This is a genomic window from Leclercia sp. EC_58 (assembly GCF_019584355.1).
Taxonomy (GTDB): Bacteria; Pseudomonadota; Gammaproteobacteria; order Enterobacterales; family Enterobacteriaceae; genus Enterobacter.
Window position 1 is genome coordinate 1,587,674 of record NZ_VDAM01000001.1, and the last position, 22,222, is coordinate 1,609,895.

The following is a 22,222-nucleotide window of genomic DNA, read 5'->3' on the forward strand; positions in this document are numbered from 1 at the left end:
CGGCCCGTCAAATAAGGAACATTCATGTTACGGTACAGCCTCTTAACCGCCGGGCTTATGCTCGGCTTTTCTGCGTTTGCGGCTCCCGCAGGCGATCTCCCCCTGATGCCCTGGCCTGCAAAGGTCGAACGTCCCGCCACTCAGGGCGCACTGGTCATTAACAATAACTTCCAGGTGAGCGTCTCTGGGGACGATCTTGGCGACGCGGTGGCACGTTTGCGCCAGCGGGTGGCGCTGCAAACCGGCTGGACGCTCCAGCCGCAGGCCGATAAGCCGGAAAAACCGACGGTGACCATCGCCATCGCCCGCAAGGTGGCACCACTGCCGAAACCGGACAGCGATGAAAGCTACAAACTCACCGTCGATGCCAGCGGGGTAAATATCACCGCCAACACCCGCTTCGGCGCGCTGCGTGCCATGGAGACCCTGCTTCAGCTGGTGCAGAACGGCCCGGAAAATACCTCTGTACCGTGGGTGACCATTGAAGATGCCCCGCGCTTCTCGTGGCGCGGCCTGCTGCTTGATTCGGCCCGCCACTTTATTCCGCTGGAGGACATCAAACGCCAGATCGACGGCATGGCGGCGGCGAAACTCAACGTGCTGCACTGGCACTTAACCGACGATCAGGGCTGGCGGTTTGCCTCGAAGCGCTACCCGAAACTGACCGAACTCGCCAGTGACGGACTCTTCTACACCCAGGATCAGATGCGTGACGTGGTGCGCTACGCCGCCGCGCGTGGTATTCGCGTGGTGCCTGAGATTGACATGCCCGGCCATGCGTCGGCCATCGCGGTGGCCTATCCGGAGCTGATGAGCGCCCCGGGCCCGTACGAAATGGAGCGGCAATGGGGCGTGCTCAAGCCAGTGATGGATCCCACCAAAGAGGCGACTTACACCTTCGCCGGCGCGATGATCGCTGAACTGGCGGCGATCTTCCCGGATCCCTATCTGCATATCGGCGGCGATGAGGTGGACGACACCCAGTGGAAAGCGAATCCCGCCATCCAGCAGTTTATGCGTGACAACAAGCTGGCGGACAGCCACGCGTTGCAGGCGTACTTTAACCGCAAGCTGGAGACGATCCTTGAGAAAAATCAGCGCCAGATGGTGGGCTGGGATGAGATCTTCCACCCGGATCTGCCCAAAAGCATTCTGATCCAGTCCTGGCAGGGGCAGGACGCGCTGGGCGAAGTGGCGAAGCAGGGCTACAAAGGGATCCTCTCTACCGGGTTCTATCTCGATCAGCCCCAGTACACCGCCTATCACTATCGCAATGAGATCGTGCCCCAGGGGCTGAACAATGTGCTTGTCATTACCGACAGCGACAGCGCCCAGAGCTGGTCCTTCACCCTGCCGCGCCTGAAGGGCAAGCCGCTGGAGGGCAGTTTTACCCTGATAAAAGGCGACGCGGGCTGGCGCGGGTTTATTGATTTCAGCGGCAAATCCCGACGGGCGGTGCAGGATATCGTCTGGCGCAGCGACAATCAGGTGAGCTTCACCGTCGATACCTGGATGGGGGAGACCCGCCCGGTAGTGACGGTGAAAGAGGACCAGATTGAGGGCTATTTCCTGCTGGGTAACAGCCGTTATCCGGTGACAGGCCAACGGCTGGATGCGGTGCCAGAGGGGATCACCCCGGCGGTGCCGGACGCCAGCCAGCAGGCCAATCTGCTGGGCGGCGAGGCGGCGCTGTGGGCGGAAAACGTGGCGGCGCCGGTGCTGGATATCAAACTGTGGCCGCGGACATTTGCAGTGGCGGAACGCCTGTGGTCGGCGCAGGAGGTGAAGGATATCGACAACATGTATACCCGCCTGCAGGCGATGGATAGCTGGTCGACGGTGTCGGTAGGGTTGCAGCAGCATGCCCGCCAGCAGGTGCAGTTCACGCGTCTGGGGAACACCACCGACACGCTGCCGCTGACGATCCTCGCCCAGGCGCTGGAGCCTGCGCACTATTACACCCGTAACCATCTTAAATTCCAGGCCGGGAACTACGATCTGTTTGAGCCGCTAAACCGTCTGGCCGACGCGCTGGCACCGGAAAGCAATACGGTGCGGCAGATGAACCGCTGGGTTGAGCGCCTGGTGAGCGATGCTGAGGATAGCGAAAGCGCGGAGTCGCTGCGCCATCTCTTTAACCGCTGGCAGAACAATACGCCGGACGTGCTGGCGCTGGCCGAAAACAGTTATCAGCTGAAGGCGATAACGCCGGTGATCCAGACGGTGGACAAGCTGGCGGCGATTGGGTTGCGCTTAACGGATCTGGTGGCGCGTCAGGGGACGCTGGATGATACGGAGATTGCGTCGATTCAGGGCGAGCTGGATAAGGCGGCGCAGATTCAGGATGAAGTGGTGATTGCGGCGGTCTATCCGCTGGAGAAACTGCTGCGCGCGACGCGCAATCAGTAAAAAAATGCCCGGTGGCGCTACGCTTACCGGGCTGACTAAACATTCAGATCCGTAGGCCGGGTAAGGCGAAGCCGCCACCCGGCAAACAGACCGCGGTTCCTTGTGCCCGGCCTGTTCACCGGGCATCAGGAGAGCCTATTACTTCAGGGTCCACGCCATCTGCCAGTGAGAACCTACACCCGGTTCGAACTGGTTAGCGCCGGCAGCGTACTGTACGCAGTAGCCGCTGTAAGGTGCTTTCTTACACTGGTAGGTTTTGCCATCTTTCGGCTGCAGTACCACGGTGCCCGCTTTGTAGGAAGCGATGTTCTGCGGGAAGGTGTAATCATATTTACCTGTAGTACCGGATGACGCTTCGTTCTCCAGCATCATGTCGATCACATCCTGCGCGAACATTACGCCATCTTTGTTGGTGGCGAAATATTTCAGCATGTAGTGACCGGCAGTCACGTCAGACAGGTTCATGATCACGTCCTGGTTGGCGTTGTTCATGTCCTGCTTCAGGTAACCTTTTTCTGCACCCGCGTGATTCATCACACGTGCTTCCAGGTTAACATCGCCCTGGGTGTTCACGTGGAAGGTCACGGTTGCCGCGCCGTTCTTGATTTTGGAGAACTGCACGTTGGTGATAGCGATATTTTCGTTCACCTGAGCCTGCTGTTCTTCATAGGAGATCGCGACAGATTTCAGGTTGCTGCCATCTTTCACATACACGTTGTTCGCGCCGTGAACCGGGTTCACCACACCGCTCTCATCTTTAACACCTACGCGGACATCGCTGTGCGCGGCGTTGATTGCCTGCGCCAGGTCATAGGACCACTGACTTGCCTGACCCTGGGAAGCGGAGGAGATGGTCAGTTCGGTGCGCATGGAAACCACTTCGCCATTAGCATCGAAGAAGCGGGCAATCACTTTATCGCCTGCATTGACGTTATTACCGGCGATCTGGCCGTTCAGGGTTTTCGTCCACTCGGATACCTGAGCCGGGGTTTCGTCAGGGATCACGTTGCCGCCGTTACCGAAATCAACGTCGATAGCCTGGTAGAAGCTGTTAGTGGTATCGGCAATTTCCCATACCGCGTAAATAACCTGGTAGCCGGTACGCTGTGGCACATTACAGGTCATTTCCTGACGCTGAGCTGGTGCCTGGCCATTACCATTTACAGTACAGAATGGCGTGGATTCAAATTGATCGCGGGTCAGCGGTTTATTTGGATTCCAGTCTTGCTTGGTAATATACCAACGCCAGTTGGTGGTTTTATGTGGAGCAGTATGATACCAGGTAAAAGTATTTTTACCGGCAGTAATCGGAGTTTTGGTCCATGCGTTCAGGCTCTGACGATCGAGCTGAGAATACTGCGTAATACCGGCGCTGGCCAGCTGTCCATCCGGCGGCAGCGCGCCAGTTGGGAAGCCAGAGGTGCGTTCAACGCTCTGCGGTTCCCACTGAACAGAACCACAATCAATATTTTTACCGAGCTTACACATATAAGCGCGGCTGGCTGGAGATTCTACATAGCCATGTGCTAAAGCCGATGAAGCAACCGTGAGTGTGGCAAGTGCCAACGCAATTTTAGACAGTTTCATTTTTTATTCCATTAAAAGGGATTAATAATTTTTTGGGCAGGGTCAGTTTCCCCTGGAATAAAAAATTGATCATTTCAATCGGTGATGAAAAATAATGATGAAAATACTTGAAGTCTATTTATGGCTGTGTATTAACAAAATAAAAAAGGCAGCCTGGGCTGCCTTTTGCATATTAAAATCAACTATTAGCGACGCACGGCAATCGCTTCGATTTCGATCTTCACATCTTTTGGCAGACGCGCCACTTCCACGCATGAGCGCGCCGGGAAGCTGGCGTTATGCTCGGTGAAGAAGGCTTCGTAGGTGGCGTTAACGGTAGCAAAGTCGTTGAGATCTTTTACAAATACGGTTGTCTTAACGATATCGCCCACTTTCAGGCCAGCGGATTCAACGATCGCTTTGACGTTTTCCAGCGACTGACGCGCCTGAGCGGAGACATCTTCTGGCACATCACCGGTTTTTGGGTTCACCGGGATCTGGCCGGAGGTGATGATCATGCTGCCAAGATCAACGCCCTGAACGTAAGGGCCGATAGCTGCAGGTGCATTTTCCGTCGCGAGTACTTTGGTCATGATTTCTCCTGAATGAATACGAAAAGTCCCGGCCATTATAGAAAGCCAGGCATGCATTGCCACCTCAATTAGTTGGCCAGCACCACATTATGTGAAAACTCTTTTTCACAGTATTTGCATTTAAGTGCGATATCATTCGCGCGTTTTTTCACTGCAAAACTGGAGTTTACTGGCTCAGCATGGCTGATGCAGTTGCTGTTCGGGCACACCAGCACGCTCTCGATGCGCTCCGGCAGGCTCGGGCGGGATTTTCCCACCACTTCGTAGTCGTCGATGCGGTTAACGGTCGCTTCCGGGGCATACAGGGAGAGCTGGTTAACTTGCTCGTCGGTCAGGAAGGTGTTCTCGATTTTAATCAGGTCTTTGCGGCCCATCTCGCCGGAAGGCAGGTTCAGGCCGATGGTGATGCGCTGGTCGGTTTCGGTCAGTTTGAACAGGGTCAGCAGCTTAAAGCCCACCTGCGCAGGGATGTGGTCAATTACGGTGCCGCGCTTGATGGCTTCGACCTGGAGTTTGTTATCGTGTGTCATTGTCATTTCCCCTTACAGAGCTAAATCGCGATTCAGAACCAGTGCCAGTAACGCCTGACGGGCGAAGATGCCGTTTCCGGCCTGCTGGAAGTACCAGGCGTGCGGCGTTTTATCCACGTCGGTGGTGATCTCATCGATACGCGGCAGCGGGTGCAGCACCTTCATATTGTCGCGTGCGCCTTCAAGGTCGCTGGCGCGCAGGACGAACTGCGCCTTCACGTTGGCGTACTCCGACGGATCCAGACGCTCTTTCTGCACGCGGGTCATATAGAGAATATCCACTTCACCCATCACCTCTTCGATGCTGGCGTGCAGGCTCCACTGAATCTTTTTCTCATCGAGCATATCGAGGATGTACTGCGGCATCGCCAGCGCGTCCGGGGCGATAAAGTAGAAGCGGTTGCCGTTGAATTTCGCCAGCGCCTGGGTCAGGGAGTGGACGGTACGGCCATATTTCAGGTCGCCGACCATGGCGATATTCAGGTTCTCCAGACGGCCCTGGGTCTCCTGAATGGTGAACAGATCCAGCAGGGTCTGGGTTGGATGCTGGTTGGCGCCGTCACCGGCGTTCAACACCGGAACACCGCCGGAAAACTCGGTCGCCAGGCGGGCTGCCCCCTCCTGCGGGTGACGCATCACGATGGCGTCAACGTAGGTGCTGATGACCGAGATGGTGTCCGCCAGGGTTTCGCCTTTTTTGCCGAGCGAGGTGTTGCTGCTGTCGGAGAAGCCCACCACGCTCGCCCCAAGGCGGTGGATGGAGGTCTCAAACGACAGGCGAGTACGGGTGGAGGCTTCGAAGAAGCAGCTGGCGATCACCTTGTGCTTCAGCAGCTCCGGTTGTGGATTGGCTTTCAGTTTTGCCGCGGTTGCCAGAACCAGCTCCAGCTCTTCACGGCTGAGGTCGTTGATGGAAATGATGTGTTTTTGATAAAGCGGATTCATTTTTATCTCCTGACGCCGGGCAAAAAAAAGCCCCTCAAATGAGGGGCTTCTGGAATAGGGATCGCAACGGGAAGAAAAACAGCAGGCCAGCATCTGCTTTAAGACGCGCTGGGGCACTCTGTCGAACATGTTTGAGCATGCTTCCTCCTGGCAAATTGTGGGGCATTATACGCAGCCTGACCCGCGGATCAAGCGAATAATGCACTCTTTACGCAGCGAAAACGGTTGGGCGTGCATGGTTATGCGCAAGTGCAAATCCCGGTCAAAAAGTGGTGGTATGGCAGCTGAAATTCTCGTATAAAAGTTGAAAATGAAACGGTGTTTTATATTGAGGATTTAAACATGATCGTTGGTAATATTCATAATCTCCTGGCCTGGCTGCCGCAAGAACTGCGTCAGGCAATCGAACACGTTAAAGCGCACGTGACCGATGCTACCCCGACCGGTAAACACGACATCGACGGCAACAACCTGTTCTATCTGGTTTCCGAAGATATGACCCAGCCGTTCGCCGAGCGTCGCGCGGAGTACCACGCCCGTTATCTGGATATCCAGATTGTGCTGAAAGGCCAGGAAGGGATGACCTTCAGCACCCTGCCAAACGGTACGCCGGAGACCGACTGGCTGGCGGATAAAGATATCGCTTTCCTGCCGGAAGGCGAGCAGGAGAAAACCGTGGTACTGAACGAAGGCGATTTCGTGGTCTTCTATCCCGGCGAAGTCCACAAACCGCTGTGCGCGGTGGGCAACCCGGCGCAGGTGCGCAAAGTGGTTGTGAAGATGCTGGTGGCCTGATGCCTTTCCCCTCTCCCGTCGGGAGAGGGAGTTTCATCCTTTCATTCCGTTCTGTGATCAAGCTTAAAAAACAGACACACCCTCGTGTTACGTGATTGTCCTTCGCTTTCTTTGCGTTCTAGTATAAAAGTTAAATAAACGAACGCTGTTCTATAATATAGAACAAAATGAGTCAGCAAGGAGTTCTCATGCAGCAGACCGTGCAGTTCTCGGGCATTATTCCCCCTGTCTCCACCCTCTTCACCGCCGACGGCAAGCTGGATAAAGCCGGTACCGCCGCGCTTATCGACCATATGATCGACGCCGGTGTCGATGGCCTGTTCTTTTTAGGCAGCGGCGGGGAGTTTTCCCAGCTCAACACCGCGGAGCGCAAAGCGATCGCCGAATTTGCCATCGCGCACGTGAAGGGTCGTGTGCCGGTACTTATCGGTACCGGAGGCACTAACGCCCGGGAAACCATCGAGCTGAGCCAGCACGCCCAGCAGGCCGGGGCCGACGGCATCGTGGTGATCAATCCCTACTACTGGAAAGTGTCGGAAGCGAACCTGATCCGCTACTTTGAGCAGGTGGCCGACAGCGTCACCCTGCCGGTGATCCTCTATAACTTCCCGGCCCTGACCGGGCAGGATCTGACCCCGCATTTGGTTAAAACCCTGGTGGACTCCCGGGCCAATATCGTGGGCATTAAAGACACCATCGACTCGGTGGCCCATCTGCGCAGCATGGTCCTCACCGTCAAAGCGGCGCACCCGCAGTTTGTGGTGCTGTGCGGTTACGACGATCACCTGTTCAACACCCTGCTGCTGGGGGGCGACGGGGCGATCTCCGCCAGCGGCAACTTTGCCCCGCAGGTGTCAGTCAACCTGTTGCAGGCTTTCCGCGACGGCGACCTGGCCCGGGCGGCGCAGTATCATCAGACCCTGCTGCAAATCCCGCAGATGTATCAGCTGGATACGCCGTTTGTGAACGTCATCAAAGAGGCAATTTCCCTGTGCGTACGCCCGGTCTCCACCCACGTGCTGCCGCCTGCCGGGCCGCTGGATGACGCGCGCAAGGCGCAGCTGAAAACGCTGCTGCAACAGCTCAAGCTCTGCTGAACCGGAAGGTCACGATGTCGATAGAAACCATTTTTACCCCGCAGGATGATGCCTTCTATTCGGTGATCACCCACGCGGCGGGGCCGCAGGGGGCACTGCCCCTGACCCCGCAGATGCTGATGGAATCCCCCAGCGGCAATCTGTTTGGCATGACGCAGAACGCCGGGATGGGCTGGGATGCCAACAAACTCACCGGCAAAGAGGTGCTGCTTATCGGCACCCAGGGCGGGATCCGCGCGGGCGATGGCCGCCCGGTGGCGCTGGGTTACCACACCGGTCACTGGGAGATTGGCCTGCAGATGCAGGCGGCGGCAAAAGAGATCACCCGCAACGGCGGAATACCTTTTGCCGCCTTTGTCAGCGACCCGTGTGATGGTCGCTCCCAGGGCACGCACGGGATGTTTGACTCCCTGCCGTACCGCAACGATGCGGCCATCGTGTTTCGTCGTCTGATCCGCTCCCTACCCACGCGCCGGGCGGTGATTGGCGTCGCCACCTGCGATAAAGGGCTGCCTGCCACCATGATCGCCCTGGCCGCGATGCATACTCTGCCGACCATTCTGGTGCCGGGCGGGGCCACGCTGCCGCCAACCTTTGGCGAAGATGCCGGTAAGGTGCAGACCATCGGGGCGCGTTACGCCAACCATGAACTCTCGTTGCAGGAGGCCGCCGAGCTGGGCTGCCGCGCCTGCGCCACTCCGGGCGGCGGCTGCCAGTTCCTCGGCACCGCAGGCACCTCGCAGGTGGTGGCGGAAGCCTTAGGTCTCGCGCTGCCCCATTCGGCGCTGGCCCCGTCAGGGCAGGACGTATGGCTGGAGATCTCCCGCCAGTCCGCGCGGGCGGTGATCGAACTGGATAACCGCGGAATCACCACCCGCGATATCCTCACCGATAAAGCGATTGAAAACGCGATGGTGATCCACGCCGCCTTTGGCGGCTCCACTAACCTGCTGCTGCACATCCCCGCCATTGCCCACGCGGCGGGCTGCACTATTCCTGACGTGGAGCACTGGACGCGGATCAACCGCAAGGTGCCGCGGCTGGTGAGCGTATTGCCGAACGGGCCGGATTACCACCCGACGGTGCGGGCCTTCCTCGCGGGCGGCGTGCCGGAAGTGATGCTTCATCTGCGCGATCTTGGTCTGCTGCATCTGGATGCCATGACCGTCACCGGCCAGACCGTGGGGGAAAACCTCGACTGGTGGCAGGGCTCTGAGCGGCGGGAACGCTTCCGCCAGTGCCTGCGCGAGCAGGACGGCGTCGATCCTGACGATGTGATCCTGCCACCGGAGCGCGCGAAAGCCCGCGGGCTCACCTCCACGGTGGCCTTCCCGGTGGGCAACATCGCGCCGGAGGGATCGGTGATCAAGGCCACGGCCATCGACCCGTCGGTGGTGGGTGAGGATGGCGTTTACCGTCATACCGGCCGGGCGCGGGTGTTCGTCTCGGAAGCCCGGGCGATCAAGGCAATCAAAAACGGCGAGATCGCCCAGGGCGACATCATGGTGGTGATCGGCGGCGGGCCGTCCGGCACCGGCATGGAGGAGACCTACCAGCTCACCTCGGCGCTGAAGCATGTTTCCTGGGGAAAAACGGTCTCGCTGATCACCGATGCTCGCTTCTCGGGCGTCTCCACCGGGGCCTGTTTTGGCCATGTGGCACCCGAAGCGCTGGCCGGTGGGCCGATTGGTAAGCTGCGCGATAACGACATCATCGAGATTGTGGTGGACCGTCTTACCCTGACCGGCAGCGTGAACTTTATCGGCACGCCACTGACGCCGCTCACTCCGGAAGAGGGCGCCATTGAACTGGCACGTCGCCAGCCGCATCCTGAACTGCATGCCCACGAATTTTTACCCGACGATACGCGTCTGTGGGCGGCATTACAGTCGGTGAGCGGCGGCACCTGGAAAGGGTGTATTTACGACACGGACAAAATTATCGAGGTTATTAACGCCGGTAAAAAAGCGCTCGGTCTTTAATTATATTTATCGCTCTTGTCGCCTACGGAAAATATTCCGTGGACGGCTTTTCTATGCCTGCCATTTATTTATTTTTACGCTTTTAAAACAGTCATTTGATATATATCGAGCAGTGTCACAAAAGCAAAATAACGTAATTCAGAAATAAGATATGGCCATTGCTGATAAATTAATCAGCTTATTACACTCTATTAACACGTTATTGTGAATTCAGCACACTAAATAAGGGTGTATTTCTGATGATGCCATTAACCATGAAAGATAAAATTGGCTACGGGCTGGGTGACACCGCCTGCGGCTTTGTCTGGCAGGCGACCATGTTCCTGCTGGCCTATTTCTACACCGATGTGTTTGGTTTATCCGCCGGGATTATGGGCACGCTGTTTTTAGTCTCCCGCGTGCTGGATGCGGTAACCGACCCGCTGATGGGGCTGCTGGTGGACCGTACCCGCACCCGTTACGGCCAGTTCCGCCCGTTCCTGCTGTGGGGCGCCATCCCGTTTGGCCTCGTCTGCATGCTCACCTTCTACACGCCGGACTTTTCCGCCAACGGCAAAGTGATTTACGCCTGCGTCACCTACATCCTGTTGACCCTGGTCTATACCTTCGTGAACGTGCCCTATTGCGCCATGCCGGGGGTGATCACCGCCGATCCGAAGGAGCGTCATGCCATGCAGTCCTGGCGTTTCTTCCTCGCTGCGGCGGGATCGCTGGCGATCAGCGGCATTGCCCTGCCACTGGTGGGGATCATCGGGAAAGGCAACGAGCAGCTGGGTTACTTCGGCGCGATGTGCGTGCTGGGGCTTTGCGGCGTGGTGCTGCTGTTCGTCTGCTTCTTCACCACCAAAGAGCGCTACACCTTTGAGGTGCAGCCGGGATCGTCGGTGGCGAAAGATCTCAAGCTGCTGCTGGGCAACAGCCAGTGGCGGATCATGTGCGCCTTCAAAATGATGGCCACCTGTTCCAACGTGGTGCGCGGCGGGGCGACGCTCTACTTTGTGAAATATGTGATGGATCATCCGGAGCTGGCGACCCAGTTCCTGCTCTACGGCAGCATCGCCACCATGTTTGGCTCGCTCTGTTCTTCCCGTCTGCTGGGCCGTTTCGACCGGGTGAAGGCCTTCAAGTGGATCATCGTCGCTTACTCCCTGATCAGCCTGCTGATTTTCTTCACCCCGGCCGAGCATATCGCCCTGATCTTTGCCCTCAACATCGTGTTCCTGTTCGTCTTTAACACCACCACGCCGCTGCAATGGCTGATGGCCTCCGACGTGGTGGATTACGAGGAGAGCCGCAGCGGCCGCCGTCTGGACGGGCTGGTGTTCTCCACCTACCTGTTCAGCCTGAAGATCGGCCTGGCGATTGGCGGCGCGGTGGTGGGCTGGATCCTGGCGTACGTCAACTACTCCGCCAGCAGCAGCGTACAGCCGGTAGAGGTGCTCACCACCATCAAAATTCTGTTCTGCGTGGTGCCGGTGGCGCTCTACGTGGGCATGTTCACCATGCTGTCGTTTTACAAACTCACCGATGCGCGGGTGGAGGCCATCAGCCAGCAGTTACTCAAGCATCGCGCGGCGCAGGGCGAAGCCATTCCCGCCGCGGCAACGGCAGCATCTCATTAAGCAGGAGGCACTATGTACACCATTACCAACCCGATTCTGACCGGCTTTAACCCCGACCCGTCGATGTGTCGCCAGGGCGAGGATTACTACATCGCCACCTCCACCTTCGAGTGGTTCCCGGGCGTGCGCATCTACCACTCCCGGGATCTGAAGAACTGGCGGCTGGTAAGCACCCCGCTGGATCGCGTGTCGATGCTGGACATGAAGGGCAACCCGGACTCCGGCGGCATCTGGGCGCCGTGCCTGAGCTACGCCGACGGGCAGTTCTGGCTGCTTTATACCGATGTGAAAATTGTCGACTCCCCGTGGAAAAACGGGCGCAACTTCCTGGTCACCGCCCCCTCCATCGAGGGGCCGTGGAGCGAGCCGATCCCGATGGGCAATGGCGGGTTTGATCCGTCGCTGTTCCACGATGACGATGGCCGCAAATACTACATCTACCGCCCGTGGGGGCCGCGCCACCACAGCAACCCGCATAACACCATCGTGATGCAGGAGTATGATCCGCAGACCTGCACGCTGTCGCCGGAGCGCAAAACCCTCTTCACCGGCACGCCGCTCTGCTACACCGAAGGGGCGCATATCTACCGTAAGGATGGCTGGTACTATCTGCTGGTCGCCGAAGGCGGCACCAGCTATGAGCACGCGGTGGTAGTGCTGCGCTCAAAAACCATCGACGGGCCCTACGAGCTACACCCGGAAGTGACGATGATGACCAGCTGGCACCTGCCGGAGAACCCGCTGCAAAAAAGCGGCCACGGCTCGCTGCTCCAGACCCACACCGGGGAGTGGTACATGGCCTATCTCACCAGCCGCCCGCAGCGCCTGCCGGGTATTCCGCTGCTGGGCTCCGGCGGGCGGGGATACTGCTCCCTGGGGCGTGAGACGGGGATCGCGCGCATTGAATGGCGTGATGGCTGGCCGTACGTGGAAGGCGGCAAGCATGCCCAACTGACGGTGCCTGGCCCGCAGATGACCGAGAGCGCCGCCGTGGCGCAGACCAACTGGCGAGACGACTTCGATGGCGAGCGCCTCGACCCGGAGCTACAGACCCTGCGCATTCCGTTCGACGACTCCCTCGGTTCCCTGCGGGCCCGTAAAGGCTTCCTGCGGCTGTACGGCAACGACTCACTGAACTCGACCTTCACCCAGTCCACGGTGGCGCGCCGCTGGCAGCACTTCACCTTCCGCGCGGAAACACGGATGGAGTTCGCCCCGCGTCACTTCCAGCAGAGCGCGGGGCTGACCTGCTACTACAACAGCAAAAACTGGAGCTACTGCTTTGTGGACTATGAGGAGGGGCAGGGCAGAACCCTCAAGGTGATCCAGCTCGACCACAACGTACCCTCATGGCCGCTGCACGAGCAGCCCATCCCGGTGCCGGATGAGGCGCAGAGCATCTGGCTGCGGGTGGATGTCGATCGTCTGGTCTACCGCTACAGCTATTCGTTTGACGGGGGGCAGTGGCACACCGTGCCGGTGACGTACGAGGCGTGGAAACTGTCGGATGACTATATCGGCGGGCGGGGCTTCTTTACCGGCGCGTTTGTCGGGCTGCACTGCGAGGATATCAGCGGTGACGGCTGTCACGCCGACTTCGACTACTTCACTTACGAGCCGGTATAACGGCTCAGGCCGGGTAGCCCAGCGCGCGTGAGAGCTGGCGCCCGGCCTCCTGCAACTGCTCGCGGAAGCGGGCCAGCTCCTCGTCGTCCACCCGGGAGGTTAAGGTGGAGAGGCTCAGGGCGGCAATGACGCGGGATTCATGGTTACGCACCGGGACCGACACGCAACGCACCCCCTGTTCGTTCTCTTCGCTGTCGAGGGCATAACCCTGCTCGCGGGTCTGCGCCAGCGCGGCCAGCAGCGCCTCGCGGGAGGCCAGGGTCGCCGGGGTAAAGGTGGTGTACTGATAACCCTCAAGCAGCGTGTTCAGCTCGGCCTCGCCCAGCCAGGCGATCAGCACTTTGCCGATAGCGGTGGCATGCACCGGCAGGCGACGGCCAATGCGGGAGTAGGCGATGGCCGCCAGTTTGCCTTCGATCTTCTCGATATAGACCCCTTCGCGCCCGTCCAGAATGCCCAGATGGGTGGTCTGCCCGGTACGTTCCGACAGCGCCGTTAGGAAGTGCTTCGCTTTCTGACGGATATCCATGGTGCTCACCACAAAGTGACCGCGCTCGACCAGCTTCATGCCGGGGCGATATTTACCGTTCTCCGGGTTCTGATCGATATAGCCGTGCAGTTGCAGGGTTTTGAGGAGCGAGTGGAGCGTGCTTTTGCTCAGGCCCATCTGTTTACTGATGTCGGTGATTTTAAGTTCCGTCGCCTGTTCGTTAAACAGATCGAGGATCTGTAAGGCACGTTCAACAGATTGAATAATAGGCATAAGATCGGGACATCCGCGCTGGAATCAGGGCCAAAACGTACCCTGTTTACGCTGAAAAATCAATCGATGCGGGAGGCAGGTTCTTTACGCCGGGTCATATTCATGCCGCTGTAATTTGACTTAAGTGAACTTTGAGGCTTATTACCCTTGATTAAAAGGATAGGCTGTACCTATTACCACATTTTGATTGTTCTTTTACACTTATTTACCGTATGGCTTTCCGCTTTCTGCACGCTCGTTTAAAAGGTATTTTGATGACCGCTTCTAAAACATGGATCACTGGTAATGCTGCCAACTTACTGATTTAGTGTATGATGGTGATTTTAAGGTGCTTGCGTGGCTTCCATTTCCATCAGATGTCCTTCCTGCTCCGCTACTGAAGGCGTGGTGCGTTGGCAAGGCTGGGACGGAAGTCACTGTCGTTCTCAAAATCGGTGGAGCTGCATGACAAGGTCATCGGGCATTATCTGAACATAAAACACTATCAGTAAGTTGGAGTCATTACCTGGATCACTTTAGGTACTATTGCCAGTCCGGCCACAGGAACGTTATTTTCAAAAGTTCTTACTCAGCATAATCATAAATATATTCTGTGGTATAACAGCGAGCAGCTTTTTAAACCGGGCGATGAAATAAAGGTGATTTATAACCGTTTATTCGTGAACGACGAGCTACGCGATATCAATATCCTGCAAATCGATAAATACAGCCACACCCTTTGGCGCGTGATGCACAACATGTCCAGATGCCCCGGCCATCGCGACCCGGAGAGCAAACAGTGCGATGCCCCGGTAAAATGTATTTTTAAAAAGTGCCCCTACGGTAAGGTGCGGGTAACAGCAAATTAATTTCCTGAACGGATAATTTGAAAAGCAGGAGGGCCAAAACCCTCCCGTTATTTAAACGCAACCTTATTCACCCAGGGTCGCGACCATCACCGCTTTAATGGTGTGCATCCGGTTCTCTGCCTGGTCAAATACAATACTTGCCGCCGATTCAAATACCTCGTCCGTTACTTCCATTCCGCCGTGCAGATCGAACTCTTTCGCCATCTGCTGACCCAGCGTGGTCTGGTCATCGTGGAACGCCGGCAGACAGTGCAGGAACTTCACATTCGGGTTACCCGTCAGCGCCATCATCTGCGCATTCACCTGATAGCCGCGCAGCAAGGCGATACGCTCCGCCCACTTCTCTTTGGCTTCGCCCATCGACACCCAGACGTCGGTGTAGATAAAGTCCGCGCCCTTCACGCCCGCCGCGACATCTTCGGTGAGGGTGATTTTGCCGCCGTTCTTTTCTGCCAGCGCGCTGCACTCCGCCACCAGGCGCTCTTCCGGCCAGCAGGCTTTGGGCGCCACCAGACGGAGATCCAACCCGGTGAGCGCGGCTGCTTCCAGCATCGAGTTACCCATGTTGTTACGCGCATCGCCGGTATAGACCAGCACCATCTCGTTGAACGCCTTGCCCGGCAGGTGCTCCTGCATGGTGAGCAGGTCCGCCAGCAGCTGGGTGGGATGGAACTCGTTGGTCAGCCCGTTCCACACCGGCACCCCGGCAAATTCCGCGAGGGTTTCGACAACTTCCTGGCCGTGGCCGCGATACTGAATGCCGTCGTACATCCGGCCCAGCACCCGCGCGGTATCTTTAATTGATTCTTTATGCCCAATCTGGCTGCCGCTCGGCCCGAGATAGGTCACGCGTGCGCCCTGGTCAAATGCGGCAACTTCGAAAGAGCATCGGGTACGGGTTGAGTCTTTTTCGAAGATGAGCGCGATGTTTTTGCCAGTAAGTTTCTGTACTTCAGTCCCTTTTTTCTTATCGGACTTCAGCTTTGCTGACAGGGCAAGCAGGGAGGTGAGCTGTGCAGGGGTAAAATCGAGCAATTTCAGGAAATGTTTTTTATACAGTTCAGACATTTTATCCTCACATGGCAAAGGCCACTTATTGAATTAAAATTCACTTTATCTGTATCAATATGCACATGCAACCCCGTTGCACAAATCTTTCTTACAAAGGTGGAGGCAAACACATCCGTGTGTGAAAATAGAAGTATCTGCCGCACTTTAAAGAGGAACGAGCCATGGCAAACCCAGAACTGCTGGAAGAACAGCGCGAAGAGACGCGACTGATTATTGAAGAACTGCTGGAAGACGGCAGCGATCCGGATGCGCTCTACACCATCGAGCACCATTTCTCTGCGGATGATTTCGAAGCGCTGGAGAAACTGGCGGTGGAAGCGTTCCGTCTGGGTTATGAAGTGACCGAGCCGGAAGAGCTGGAAGTAGAAGAGGGCGACACCGTCATCTGCTGCGACATTCTGAGCGAAGGCGCGCTGAAGGCGGAGCTGATCGACGCCCAGGTAGAACAGCTGATGAACCTGGCCGAGAAGTTTGAAGTAGAATACGACGGCTGGGGCACCTACTTCGAAGATCCGAACGGCGAAGAGGGTGACGAAGACGACGAAGATTTCATCGACGAAGATGACGACGGCGTGCGTCACTAAGTGTTATTTGCGGCAGCTTCGGCTGCCGCTTCAGGAAAAATAATGGACTACCCGCAGATACTCGCCCCTGTTTTAAACTTCCTCCAGTGCCCGACCCCGCAAGCATGGATTGATCAAGCCCGCGACCCGGCGAACCTGCCGCTGCTGCTCACCGACCATATGGTGTGCGAGCTCAAAGCCGCCCAGACCGCGCTGTTACTAGTGCGTAAATACGTCGCCGACGAGAGCGGGGCCGACGCGCTGCTCGAGTGGCTCAAGCCCTACGAAGCCTTTACCTTCCGCGAAGGCCCGGAACCAGACTTTGTCGCCCTGCACAAGCAGATTGGCAAAAGCGTGATGCCCAAAACCGACGATCCCTGGGGCCAGGCGCTCATCGACAGCATGGTGCTGCTGATTAAAGAGGAGCTGCATCACTTCTGGCAGGTGCGCGAGGCGATGCTGACCCGCAAGATCCCCTACGTCAAAATCACCGCCAGCCGCTACGCCAAAGGGATGCTGAAAGCCGTGCGCACCCACGAGCCGCTGACGCTGATCGACAAGCTCATCTGCGGCGCCTATATCGAAGCCCGCTCCTGCGAACGCTTCGCCGCGCTGGCACCCTTCCTCGACGACGATCTGCAGAAGTTTTACCTGTCGCTGCTGCGCTCTGAGGCGCGGCATTATCAGGACTATCTGACGCTTGCCCAACAGGTCAGCGACGAGGATATCTCTTCCCGGATACAGCTTTTTGGTGAAATTGAAGCCACACTTATCTCAACACCGGATAACGAGTTTCGCTTCCATAGCGGCGTGCCGGTGTAAACCGGCATAGCTAAAGGATCAAGGATGCGTAACGATGAGAAGAGCGTGGACACCTATAGTCGCAGTGGCAGTTATCTCCGCAGCAGTAGCCTTCTGGGTTTATTACGACAAGCAACGCCTGCAGAACACCCCCGAACACCGGCTTGATACCACCCTTAACGCCATGCCCTCCTGGCAGGTGCTGAAAGAGCAGGACCCCCGATTTGTGACACGTATTCGCGAGCAGATCCTCACTATGCAAAAGGCGGGCGATTCTGAGCAGGACATTATCGACATGGTCCAGCCGCAGATCCTTAGCCTGCAGATGTCGCGCCTGCAATATGCCCCCGACGCGAATGCGGTGGCGTATATGAAGATCAACATGGAGCAGACCGCCGCCATTCAGAAGGTGAGTGACGACGCCTGTTTTCGTTTTCTGTTTCCGGGCGTGAAGGGGGGCATCAACCCGATGCGGGTGCTGGATAAAAATATGATGCAGCGCCGCATGCAGGCCGACGCCGAGATGATGCGCGCGGGCTGGAGTAACGATCGCCACACCGTGACCCCGGAAGAACACGCCGCCGCGGTGGAAGATGTGCGCCCGATTATGCAGGAACTCACTGTTCAATACGGCAAGGATATCCGGTTGCTGGTGATGCCAGAGAACGCGGTGGGCAAAGAGAAGCTCACCTGCGAGATGGTACAGGCGATGTGGGGTAAGGTGCTGAAGCTGCCGGAGCAGAAGGCGGCGAGGGTGATTCGGATGGCGGTGACGGAACTGGATTGACGTGGGCGCTGGTTTTTTGGGCACTTAACGCGGTTTAGCGCGTCGCCGCTTGCATGGCGGCGTGCGACAGGTATAATCCACAACGTTTCCGCATCCCCTTCAGTGCCGAAGTGGCGAAATCGGTAGACGCAGTTGATTCAAAATCAACCGTAGAAATACGTGCCGGTTCGAGTCCGGCCTTCGGCACCAAAAGTATATAAATAGACGTCAATCGACGTCTTTTTTTATGCCCAAAATCCGCGCCACACAAGCCTTTACCCGCTTTTCCCCTCAACTGAAGTCAACCTAACTCAACCCACATCAACAAGCTTGTGAGTATACTAATGAGTATATTTGTCGATTCGATATTGCCTGTATACTTACGATATACCAATGGAAGGAGGACCACTATGGCCCTAACGGATACTAAAGTTCGTTCTGCGAAACCTGAGGAGAAAGAGTATTCACTTGTTGACGGCGACGGCATGTCCTTACTTGTAAAACCTAACGGCTCAAAGTATTGGCGATTTCGTTTCCGTTTTGGCGGTAAACAACATTTGATGGCGTTTGGTGTCTATCCTGAAATTTCGTTAGCTAATGCCAGACAGAAGAGAGAAGAGGCCAGAAAGCTGGTTGCTGCTGGCATTGATCCTCGTGAGCATAAGCGTGCTTTAAAAGAAGAGCAGGCTAAAGAGATTATTACTTTCGAGAAGGTTGCCAGAGAGTGGCTTGCGACTAACCAAAAATGGTCAGAAGATCATGCTAATCGCGTAAAAAAGAGCCTGGAGGACAATATCTTCCCGGCAATTGGTACTCGCAACATTGCTGAATTGGGTACTCGTGATTTACTGGCACCAGTTAAAGCGGTGGAATTGTCTGGACGTCTTGAGGTGGCTTCTCGTCTTCAACAGCGCACCACGGCCATCATGCGTTATGCAGTGCAAAGCGGGCTGATTGATTACAATCCAGCGCAGGAGATGGCTGGAGCTGTCGCCTCTGGCAATCGACAACATCGCCCGGCGCTGGAATTAAAGCGTATCCCTGAGTTACTTGAGAAAATAGACGGCTATACCGGGAGGCCGCTAACCCGCTGGGCAACGGAACTCACTCTGCTTATCTTTATTCGTTCCAGTGAGTTACGTTTTGCTCGCTGGTCAGAGATCGATTTTGAAACGTCAATGTGGACCATTCCGCCTGAGCGAGAGCCTATTCCCGGCGTGAAACATTCTCAGCGAGGATCAAAGATGCGCACCCCTCATCTGGTGCCGCTTTCAAAGCAGGCGCTGGCGATCCTGAAGCAAATAAAACAGTTCTGCGGCAAACATGAACTCATTTTTATTGGCGATCATGATCCGCGTAAGCCCATGAGTGAGAACACGGTAAACAGTGCGCTACGGGTGATGGGTTATGACACTAAAGTTGAGGTTTGCGGCCATGGCTTCCGTACAATGGCTTGTAGTTCGTTAATTGAGTCAGGACTATGGTCGAAGGATGCGGTGGAAAGGCAGATGAGCCATATGGAACGCAATTCGGTACGCGCAGCATATATCCATAAAGCGGAACATCTGGATGAGCGCAAGTTGATGCTGCAATGGTGGGCTGATTTCTTGGATGCAAACCGAAATAAATTACATAGTCCATTTGAGTATGGAAAGAATGGATATTCAAATTGATGGCATTCATATTAATTAGGTTTTTCACTCGTTTTTATTGAGCTAATATTTATTTTTGATTTAATTGTTTTTATGGTTTTGCTTGATAAATAACGTTAAAATGGAAAGATTAATGATCGTTAAGTGAGTTTATATGAGTAATCTTGATAGTGTTCAAAAGCTTACATGTATTGAGGGGTTCTGTGGTGCTGGTGGAATGTCCCTTGGGCTTAAGCAGGCCGGTTTTGATATCAAATTAGCATTTGATATCAATGAGGATGCTGTAAAAACTTATAATAATAATCTTGGAGATCATTGCCTTCAATTAGATGCTTCTGCAATTAGCGGTAAGTCTCTTTTAGAAAGAGCGGGGATAACTTCTAGGTTAGACCTTTTTAGTGGTGGACCTCCATGCCAGGGATTTTCTAAACAAAGAAAAGGTGCTCATCTATTAAATGATGAAAGAAATAAGTTGGTTCTTGAATATTCAAGACTGGTAAATGAATTAAACCCAAGAGCTTTTTTGTTTGAAAATGTCGAGATTTTTGGACAGAAAAGAGGTCGGGATTTAATCGATGAAATAAAAGAAAAGTTATTCAAATATAACATCTTCACCTTTTTCATTTGTTCTTCAGATTTTGGTGTTGCCCAGAAAAGAGGGCGTTTTATTATGATCGGAATAGATAAGTCTGAGAATAGTGACTATCCAAAGCTCGAAAGAACAGACAGTGAGCTTACTATTAAAGATGTTATAGGTAATCTTCCTCCGCCCCCAGAAGATTATACTGAGCATAGTGAGATACCTAATCATATTAAGTGTAAAATAACAAAGCTTAATGAAGATAGGTTTTCTCATGTTCCTCCTGGCGGTGGGTGGAAAGACATTCCACATGATTTGAGATTAAAATGCCATCAAAATGTGGATACTAACTCTGGTGGATGGCCAGATGTATACGGGCGCCTTGAGTGGGATAAGCAATGTCCGACAATTACCGCGGGATTTGATAGTTTCACTAGAGGCAGGTATGGGCATCCATCTCAAAATAGAGCCATCACTCTTAGAGAGGGGGCTATGTTGCAAGGATTCCCTATCGACTACCGGTTTTACGGTAAGAGGGATGCCATAAGGTTGCAAATTGGGAATGCTGTTCCGCCTCCAGTAGCTAAAGCCGCAGGAACAGCAATTATTAAATGTCTTAATAATCAGAGCCCTGAAAACAGTAGTTATCAAAGCCCTATTGAGAACTCTAATGAGGAGCAAATTGAGCTGTTCTCGTAAAAAAATTATTTATATCTAACAAAAATTCACCCATTGATTTGACCGGTATAATATCGGTCAAATCAACCTGTAAATATCTTTCAGGAATATCGCAATAATACATTCCTGCAACATTTGAAAGGTATTTTTGATACAGCCGTATAGTTCCCGGTACACATATATGGTTTACTTTTCGATTGATTTTATCTTGCTGTGTTTCACTAATACATGCCAAGAAAGAGTTAAAAACACCATTGCCGAAATATGAATCTAAGATTCGTTGCTGGGCAAATGGTTGAACGATTCTTTCTCTTGTTGTTATTTTCAATGGGATAACAACTCCTCGGTTCACATTTTCGCCACTTTTAATTACTACATCGGTAGAAACACTTGCTGGATCTGTAAGCTCTTCATCAGAATTTATCTGATCAATCAATGGGATATGTTTTGAAAAAATTTCATTAGGGAGCATTACTTTCAAGAGCGCTGCGATATAAATTTCAAAAACTGTACCTGGTGTTTTTCTGCTACCTTTCTTCCACAAATCAAAAGCACAAGCTATCGACATAATTGAAGTATATATGACTTTATTTGCTACATTTGATTTATCTGAGTCCCAGTCAGTGTTAATCTTTTTTAAGTCGGTGAGTACATTATTGCTTAATTCCTTATAAATATTTATATCTCTAATATATAAGTCATTTCTGATAGGTCTGGAGATCTCATTATTGCCAAAGAAGGCATAGTAGCCTATCTCTTTTTTACCTTTAAATGGACCAAAATAATCATATTTTGCGTTCTCATTCAAAAGATTCATTGAATGCTCAATTAACTCTAACGTTGCTGGGAGATGATCAAGATTTCGATTATAAAGCTTAGATGCATGACTAATTAGTTCCCTTAATTTATCCACTTCAGACACCCCTTTAATTCTGCGCAAAGATGTATCATATCAATCTCTTGCTTTCAGAACAGTACATTATACAAAAAATTTCCTATTGGCTCTGCCTGAACATCTCTGATCCGGTGAGCCTGTTGGAAGATGTTTGTTACCTATAAGTGTCTGGCAGGAGGTAAAAGGCCATCTGGTGGTACCTGCCTTCAAAGCTCAAAATTATAGTTCATGCGAATAGGACGTAACTACTGGTTGGTAAGATCACTGTGTTTAGTGCTGGGGGTGTGTTTTTTGTTCCAGCTGATTGTTTGTTGCCTGCATGCTGCTAGGTTTTGTACGAAAAGTCGTTGTGGCTAAAATTGCCGCCATGACCGGTTGGAGGCCCGTATGGCAAGGCGTTACGAACTTTCTGATGCGTCATGGGAGCTGATCAAGGATTT

20 protein-coding genes, 1 tRNA gene and 2 pseudogenes are annotated in these 22,222 nt (G+C 54.3%); 14 read left to right on the top strand and 9 right to left on the bottom strand.

Annotation, left to right across the window (positions count from 1 at the left end):
* The first annotated feature begins 24 nt into the window (after positions 1 to 24).
* Positions 25 to 2,409 (top strand): beta-N-acetylhexosaminidase, encoded by a 2,385-nt coding sequence (locus FHC51_RS07760; protein ID WP_220435244.1) that lies wholly within the window; start codon positions 25 to 27, stop codon positions 2,407 to 2,409.
* Between the two features lie 138 nt (positions 2,410 to 2,547).
* On the opposite strand, the gene gbpA is transcribed toward FHC51_RS07760, so the two are convergent.
* The 5 genes from gbpA to FHC51_RS07785 form a co-directional block, all read right to left on the bottom strand.
* Positions 2,548 to 3,996 carry an N-acetylglucosamine-binding protein GbpA gene (gene gbpA, locus FHC51_RS07765; protein WP_220435245.1) on the bottom strand — a complete coding sequence of 483 codons (1,449 nt, stop codon included), beginning with the start codon at positions 3,994 to 3,996 and terminating at the stop codon, positions 2,548 to 2,550.
* Between the two features lie 185 nt (positions 3,997 to 4,181).
* The gene (gene ridA, locus FHC51_RS07770) at positions 4,182 to 4,568 is read right to left on the bottom strand and encodes a 2-iminobutanoate/2-iminopropanoate deaminase (RefSeq protein ID WP_103823057.1); all 387 of its coding nucleotides are present in this window, start codon (positions 4,566 to 4,568) and stop codon (positions 4,182 to 4,184) included.
* 68 nt (positions 4,569 to 4,636) lie between these two features.
* Positions 4,637 to 5,098 carry an aspartate carbamoyltransferase regulatory subunit gene (gene pyrI / locus FHC51_RS07775; RefSeq protein ID WP_103823058.1) on the bottom strand — a complete coding sequence of 154 codons (462 nt, stop codon included), beginning with the start codon at positions 5,096 to 5,098 and terminating at the stop codon, positions 4,637 to 4,639.
* A 12-nt stretch (positions 5,099 to 5,110) separates the two neighbouring features.
* Positions 5,111 to 6,043 (bottom strand): aspartate carbamoyltransferase, encoded by a 933-nt coding sequence (pyrB, locus tag FHC51_RS07780; protein WP_114316045.1) that lies wholly within the window; start codon positions 6,041 to 6,043, stop codon positions 5,111 to 5,113.
* Positions 6,044 to 6,077: 34 nt separating this feature from the next.
* Entirely contained in the window at positions 6,078 to 6,209 is a 132-nt protein-coding gene (locus FHC51_RS07785) for a pyrBI operon leader peptide (RefSeq protein WP_370463881.1), read from the bottom strand.
* A 176-nt stretch (positions 6,210 to 6,385) separates the two neighbouring features.
* Here FHC51_RS07785 and FHC51_RS07790 point away from each other — a divergent pair, with 176 nt between their 5' ends.
* The 5 genes from FHC51_RS07790 (at position 6,386) to FHC51_RS07810 (ending at position 13,165) form a co-directional block, all read left to right on the top strand.
* Positions 6,386 to 6,838 (top strand): YhcH/YjgK/YiaL family protein, encoded by a 453-nt coding sequence (locus FHC51_RS07790; protein ID WP_220435246.1) that lies wholly within the window; start codon positions 6,386 to 6,388, stop codon positions 6,836 to 6,838.
* 188 nt (positions 6,839 to 7,026) lie between these two features.
* Positions 7,027 to 7,935: a dihydrodipicolinate synthase family protein gene (locus FHC51_RS07795; protein ID WP_220435247.1), complete on the top strand. Its 909-nt coding sequence runs from the start codon at positions 7,027 to 7,029 to the stop codon at positions 7,933 to 7,935.
* Between the two features lie 14 nt (positions 7,936 to 7,949).
* Positions 7,950 to 9,917 (top strand): YjhG/YagF family D-xylonate dehydratase, encoded by a 1,968-nt coding sequence (locus FHC51_RS07800; RefSeq protein WP_220435248.1) that lies wholly within the window; start codon positions 7,950 to 7,952, stop codon positions 9,915 to 9,917.
* 239 nt (positions 9,918 to 10,156) lie between these two features.
* Entirely contained in the window at positions 10,157 to 11,539 is a 1,383-nt protein-coding gene (locus FHC51_RS07805; protein WP_156653803.1) for an MFS transporter, read from the top strand.
* A 12-nt stretch (positions 11,540 to 11,551) separates the two neighbouring features.
* Positions 11,552 to 13,165, top strand: a complete 1,614-nt coding sequence (locus FHC51_RS07810; RefSeq protein WP_220435249.1) for a glycoside hydrolase family 43 protein — start codon at positions 11,552 to 11,554, stop codon at positions 13,163 to 13,165.
* Positions 13,166 to 13,169: 4 nt separating this feature from the next.
* Here the strand turns inward: FHC51_RS07810 and FHC51_RS07815 are convergent, their stop codons facing one another.
* Positions 13,170 to 13,928: an IclR family transcriptional regulator gene (locus tag FHC51_RS07815; RefSeq protein ID WP_156237651.1), complete on the bottom strand. Its 759-nt coding sequence runs from the start codon at positions 13,926 to 13,928 to the stop codon at positions 13,170 to 13,172.
* Between the two features lie 336 nt (positions 13,929 to 14,264).
* On the opposite strand from FHC51_RS07815, the pseudogene FHC51_RS23215 reads away from it, so the two are divergent.
* Both FHC51_RS23215 and FHC51_RS07820 read left to right on the top strand, forming a co-directional pair.
* Positions 14,265 to 14,330 (top strand): annotated as a pseudogene (locus FHC51_RS23215) (IS1 family transposase); the annotation flags it as partial.
* Positions 14,312 to 14,419, top strand: a pseudogene (locus tag FHC51_RS07820) (IS1 family transposase); the annotation flags it as partial. The pseudogenes FHC51_RS23215 and FHC51_RS07820, both read left to right, overlap by 19 nt.
* 420 nt (positions 14,420 to 14,839) lie before the next feature.
* On the opposite strand, the gene argF reads toward FHC51_RS07820, so the two are convergent.
* A complete protein-coding gene (argF, locus tag FHC51_RS07825; protein ID WP_220435250.1) occupies positions 14,840 to 15,844 on the bottom strand; it encodes an ornithine carbamoyltransferase in 1,005 nt (334 codons plus the stop codon).
* The gene (locus FHC51_RS23220) at positions 15,814 to 16,119 is read right to left on the bottom strand and encodes a hypothetical protein (protein WP_371413825.1); all 306 of its coding nucleotides are present in this window, start codon (positions 16,117 to 16,119) and stop codon (positions 15,814 to 15,816) included. The genes argF and FHC51_RS23220 overlap by 31 nt, the downstream gene beginning before the upstream one ends.
* Here FHC51_RS23220 and rraB point away from each other — a divergent pair.
* The 6 genes from rraB (at position 16,009) to FHC51_RS07855 (ending at position 20,908) form a co-directional block, all read left to right on the top strand.
* The gene (gene rraB / locus FHC51_RS07830) at positions 16,009 to 16,431 is read left to right on the top strand and encodes a ribonuclease E inhibitor RraB (RefSeq protein ID WP_103178050.1); all 423 of its coding nucleotides are present in this window, start codon (positions 16,009 to 16,011) and stop codon (positions 16,429 to 16,431) included. The genes FHC51_RS23220 and rraB overlap by 111 nt on opposite strands.
* A gap of 42 nt (positions 16,432 to 16,473) precedes the next feature.
* Positions 16,474 to 17,232 (top strand): tRNA isopentenyl-2-thiomethyl-A-37 hydroxylase MiaE, encoded by a 759-nt coding sequence (gene miaE, locus FHC51_RS07835; protein WP_156653806.1) that lies wholly within the window; start codon positions 16,474 to 16,476, stop codon positions 17,230 to 17,232.
* A gap of 34 nt (positions 17,233 to 17,266) precedes the next feature.
* On the top strand, positions 17,267 to 17,998 hold the full coding sequence (locus FHC51_RS07840) for a topoisomerase II (protein WP_220435251.1): 732 nt from the start codon (positions 17,267 to 17,269) through the stop codon (positions 17,996 to 17,998).
* 104 nt (positions 17,999 to 18,102) lie between these two features.
* Positions 18,103 to 18,187, top strand: a tRNA-Leu gene (locus FHC51_RS07845).
* Positions 18,188 to 18,387: 200 nt separating this feature from the next.
* Positions 18,388 to 19,650, top strand: coding sequence for an integrase arm-type DNA-binding domain-containing protein (locus tag FHC51_RS07850; protein WP_220435252.1), 1,263 nt, complete (start codon positions 18,388 to 18,390; stop codon positions 19,648 to 19,650).
* A gap of 133 nt (positions 19,651 to 19,783) precedes the next feature.
* Entirely contained in the window at positions 19,784 to 20,908 is a 1,125-nt protein-coding gene (locus FHC51_RS07855; protein WP_220435253.1) for a DNA cytosine methyltransferase, read from the top strand.
* Here the strand turns inward: FHC51_RS07855 and FHC51_RS07860 are convergent.
* Positions 20,877 to 21,809, bottom strand: a complete 933-nt coding sequence (locus FHC51_RS07860) for a type II site-specific deoxyribonuclease (protein WP_309236304.1) — start codon at positions 21,807 to 21,809, stop codon at positions 20,877 to 20,879. The two genes, FHC51_RS07855 and FHC51_RS07860, sit on opposite strands and share 32 nt — an antisense overlap.
* Positions 21,810 to 22,222: the final 413 nt, after the last annotated feature.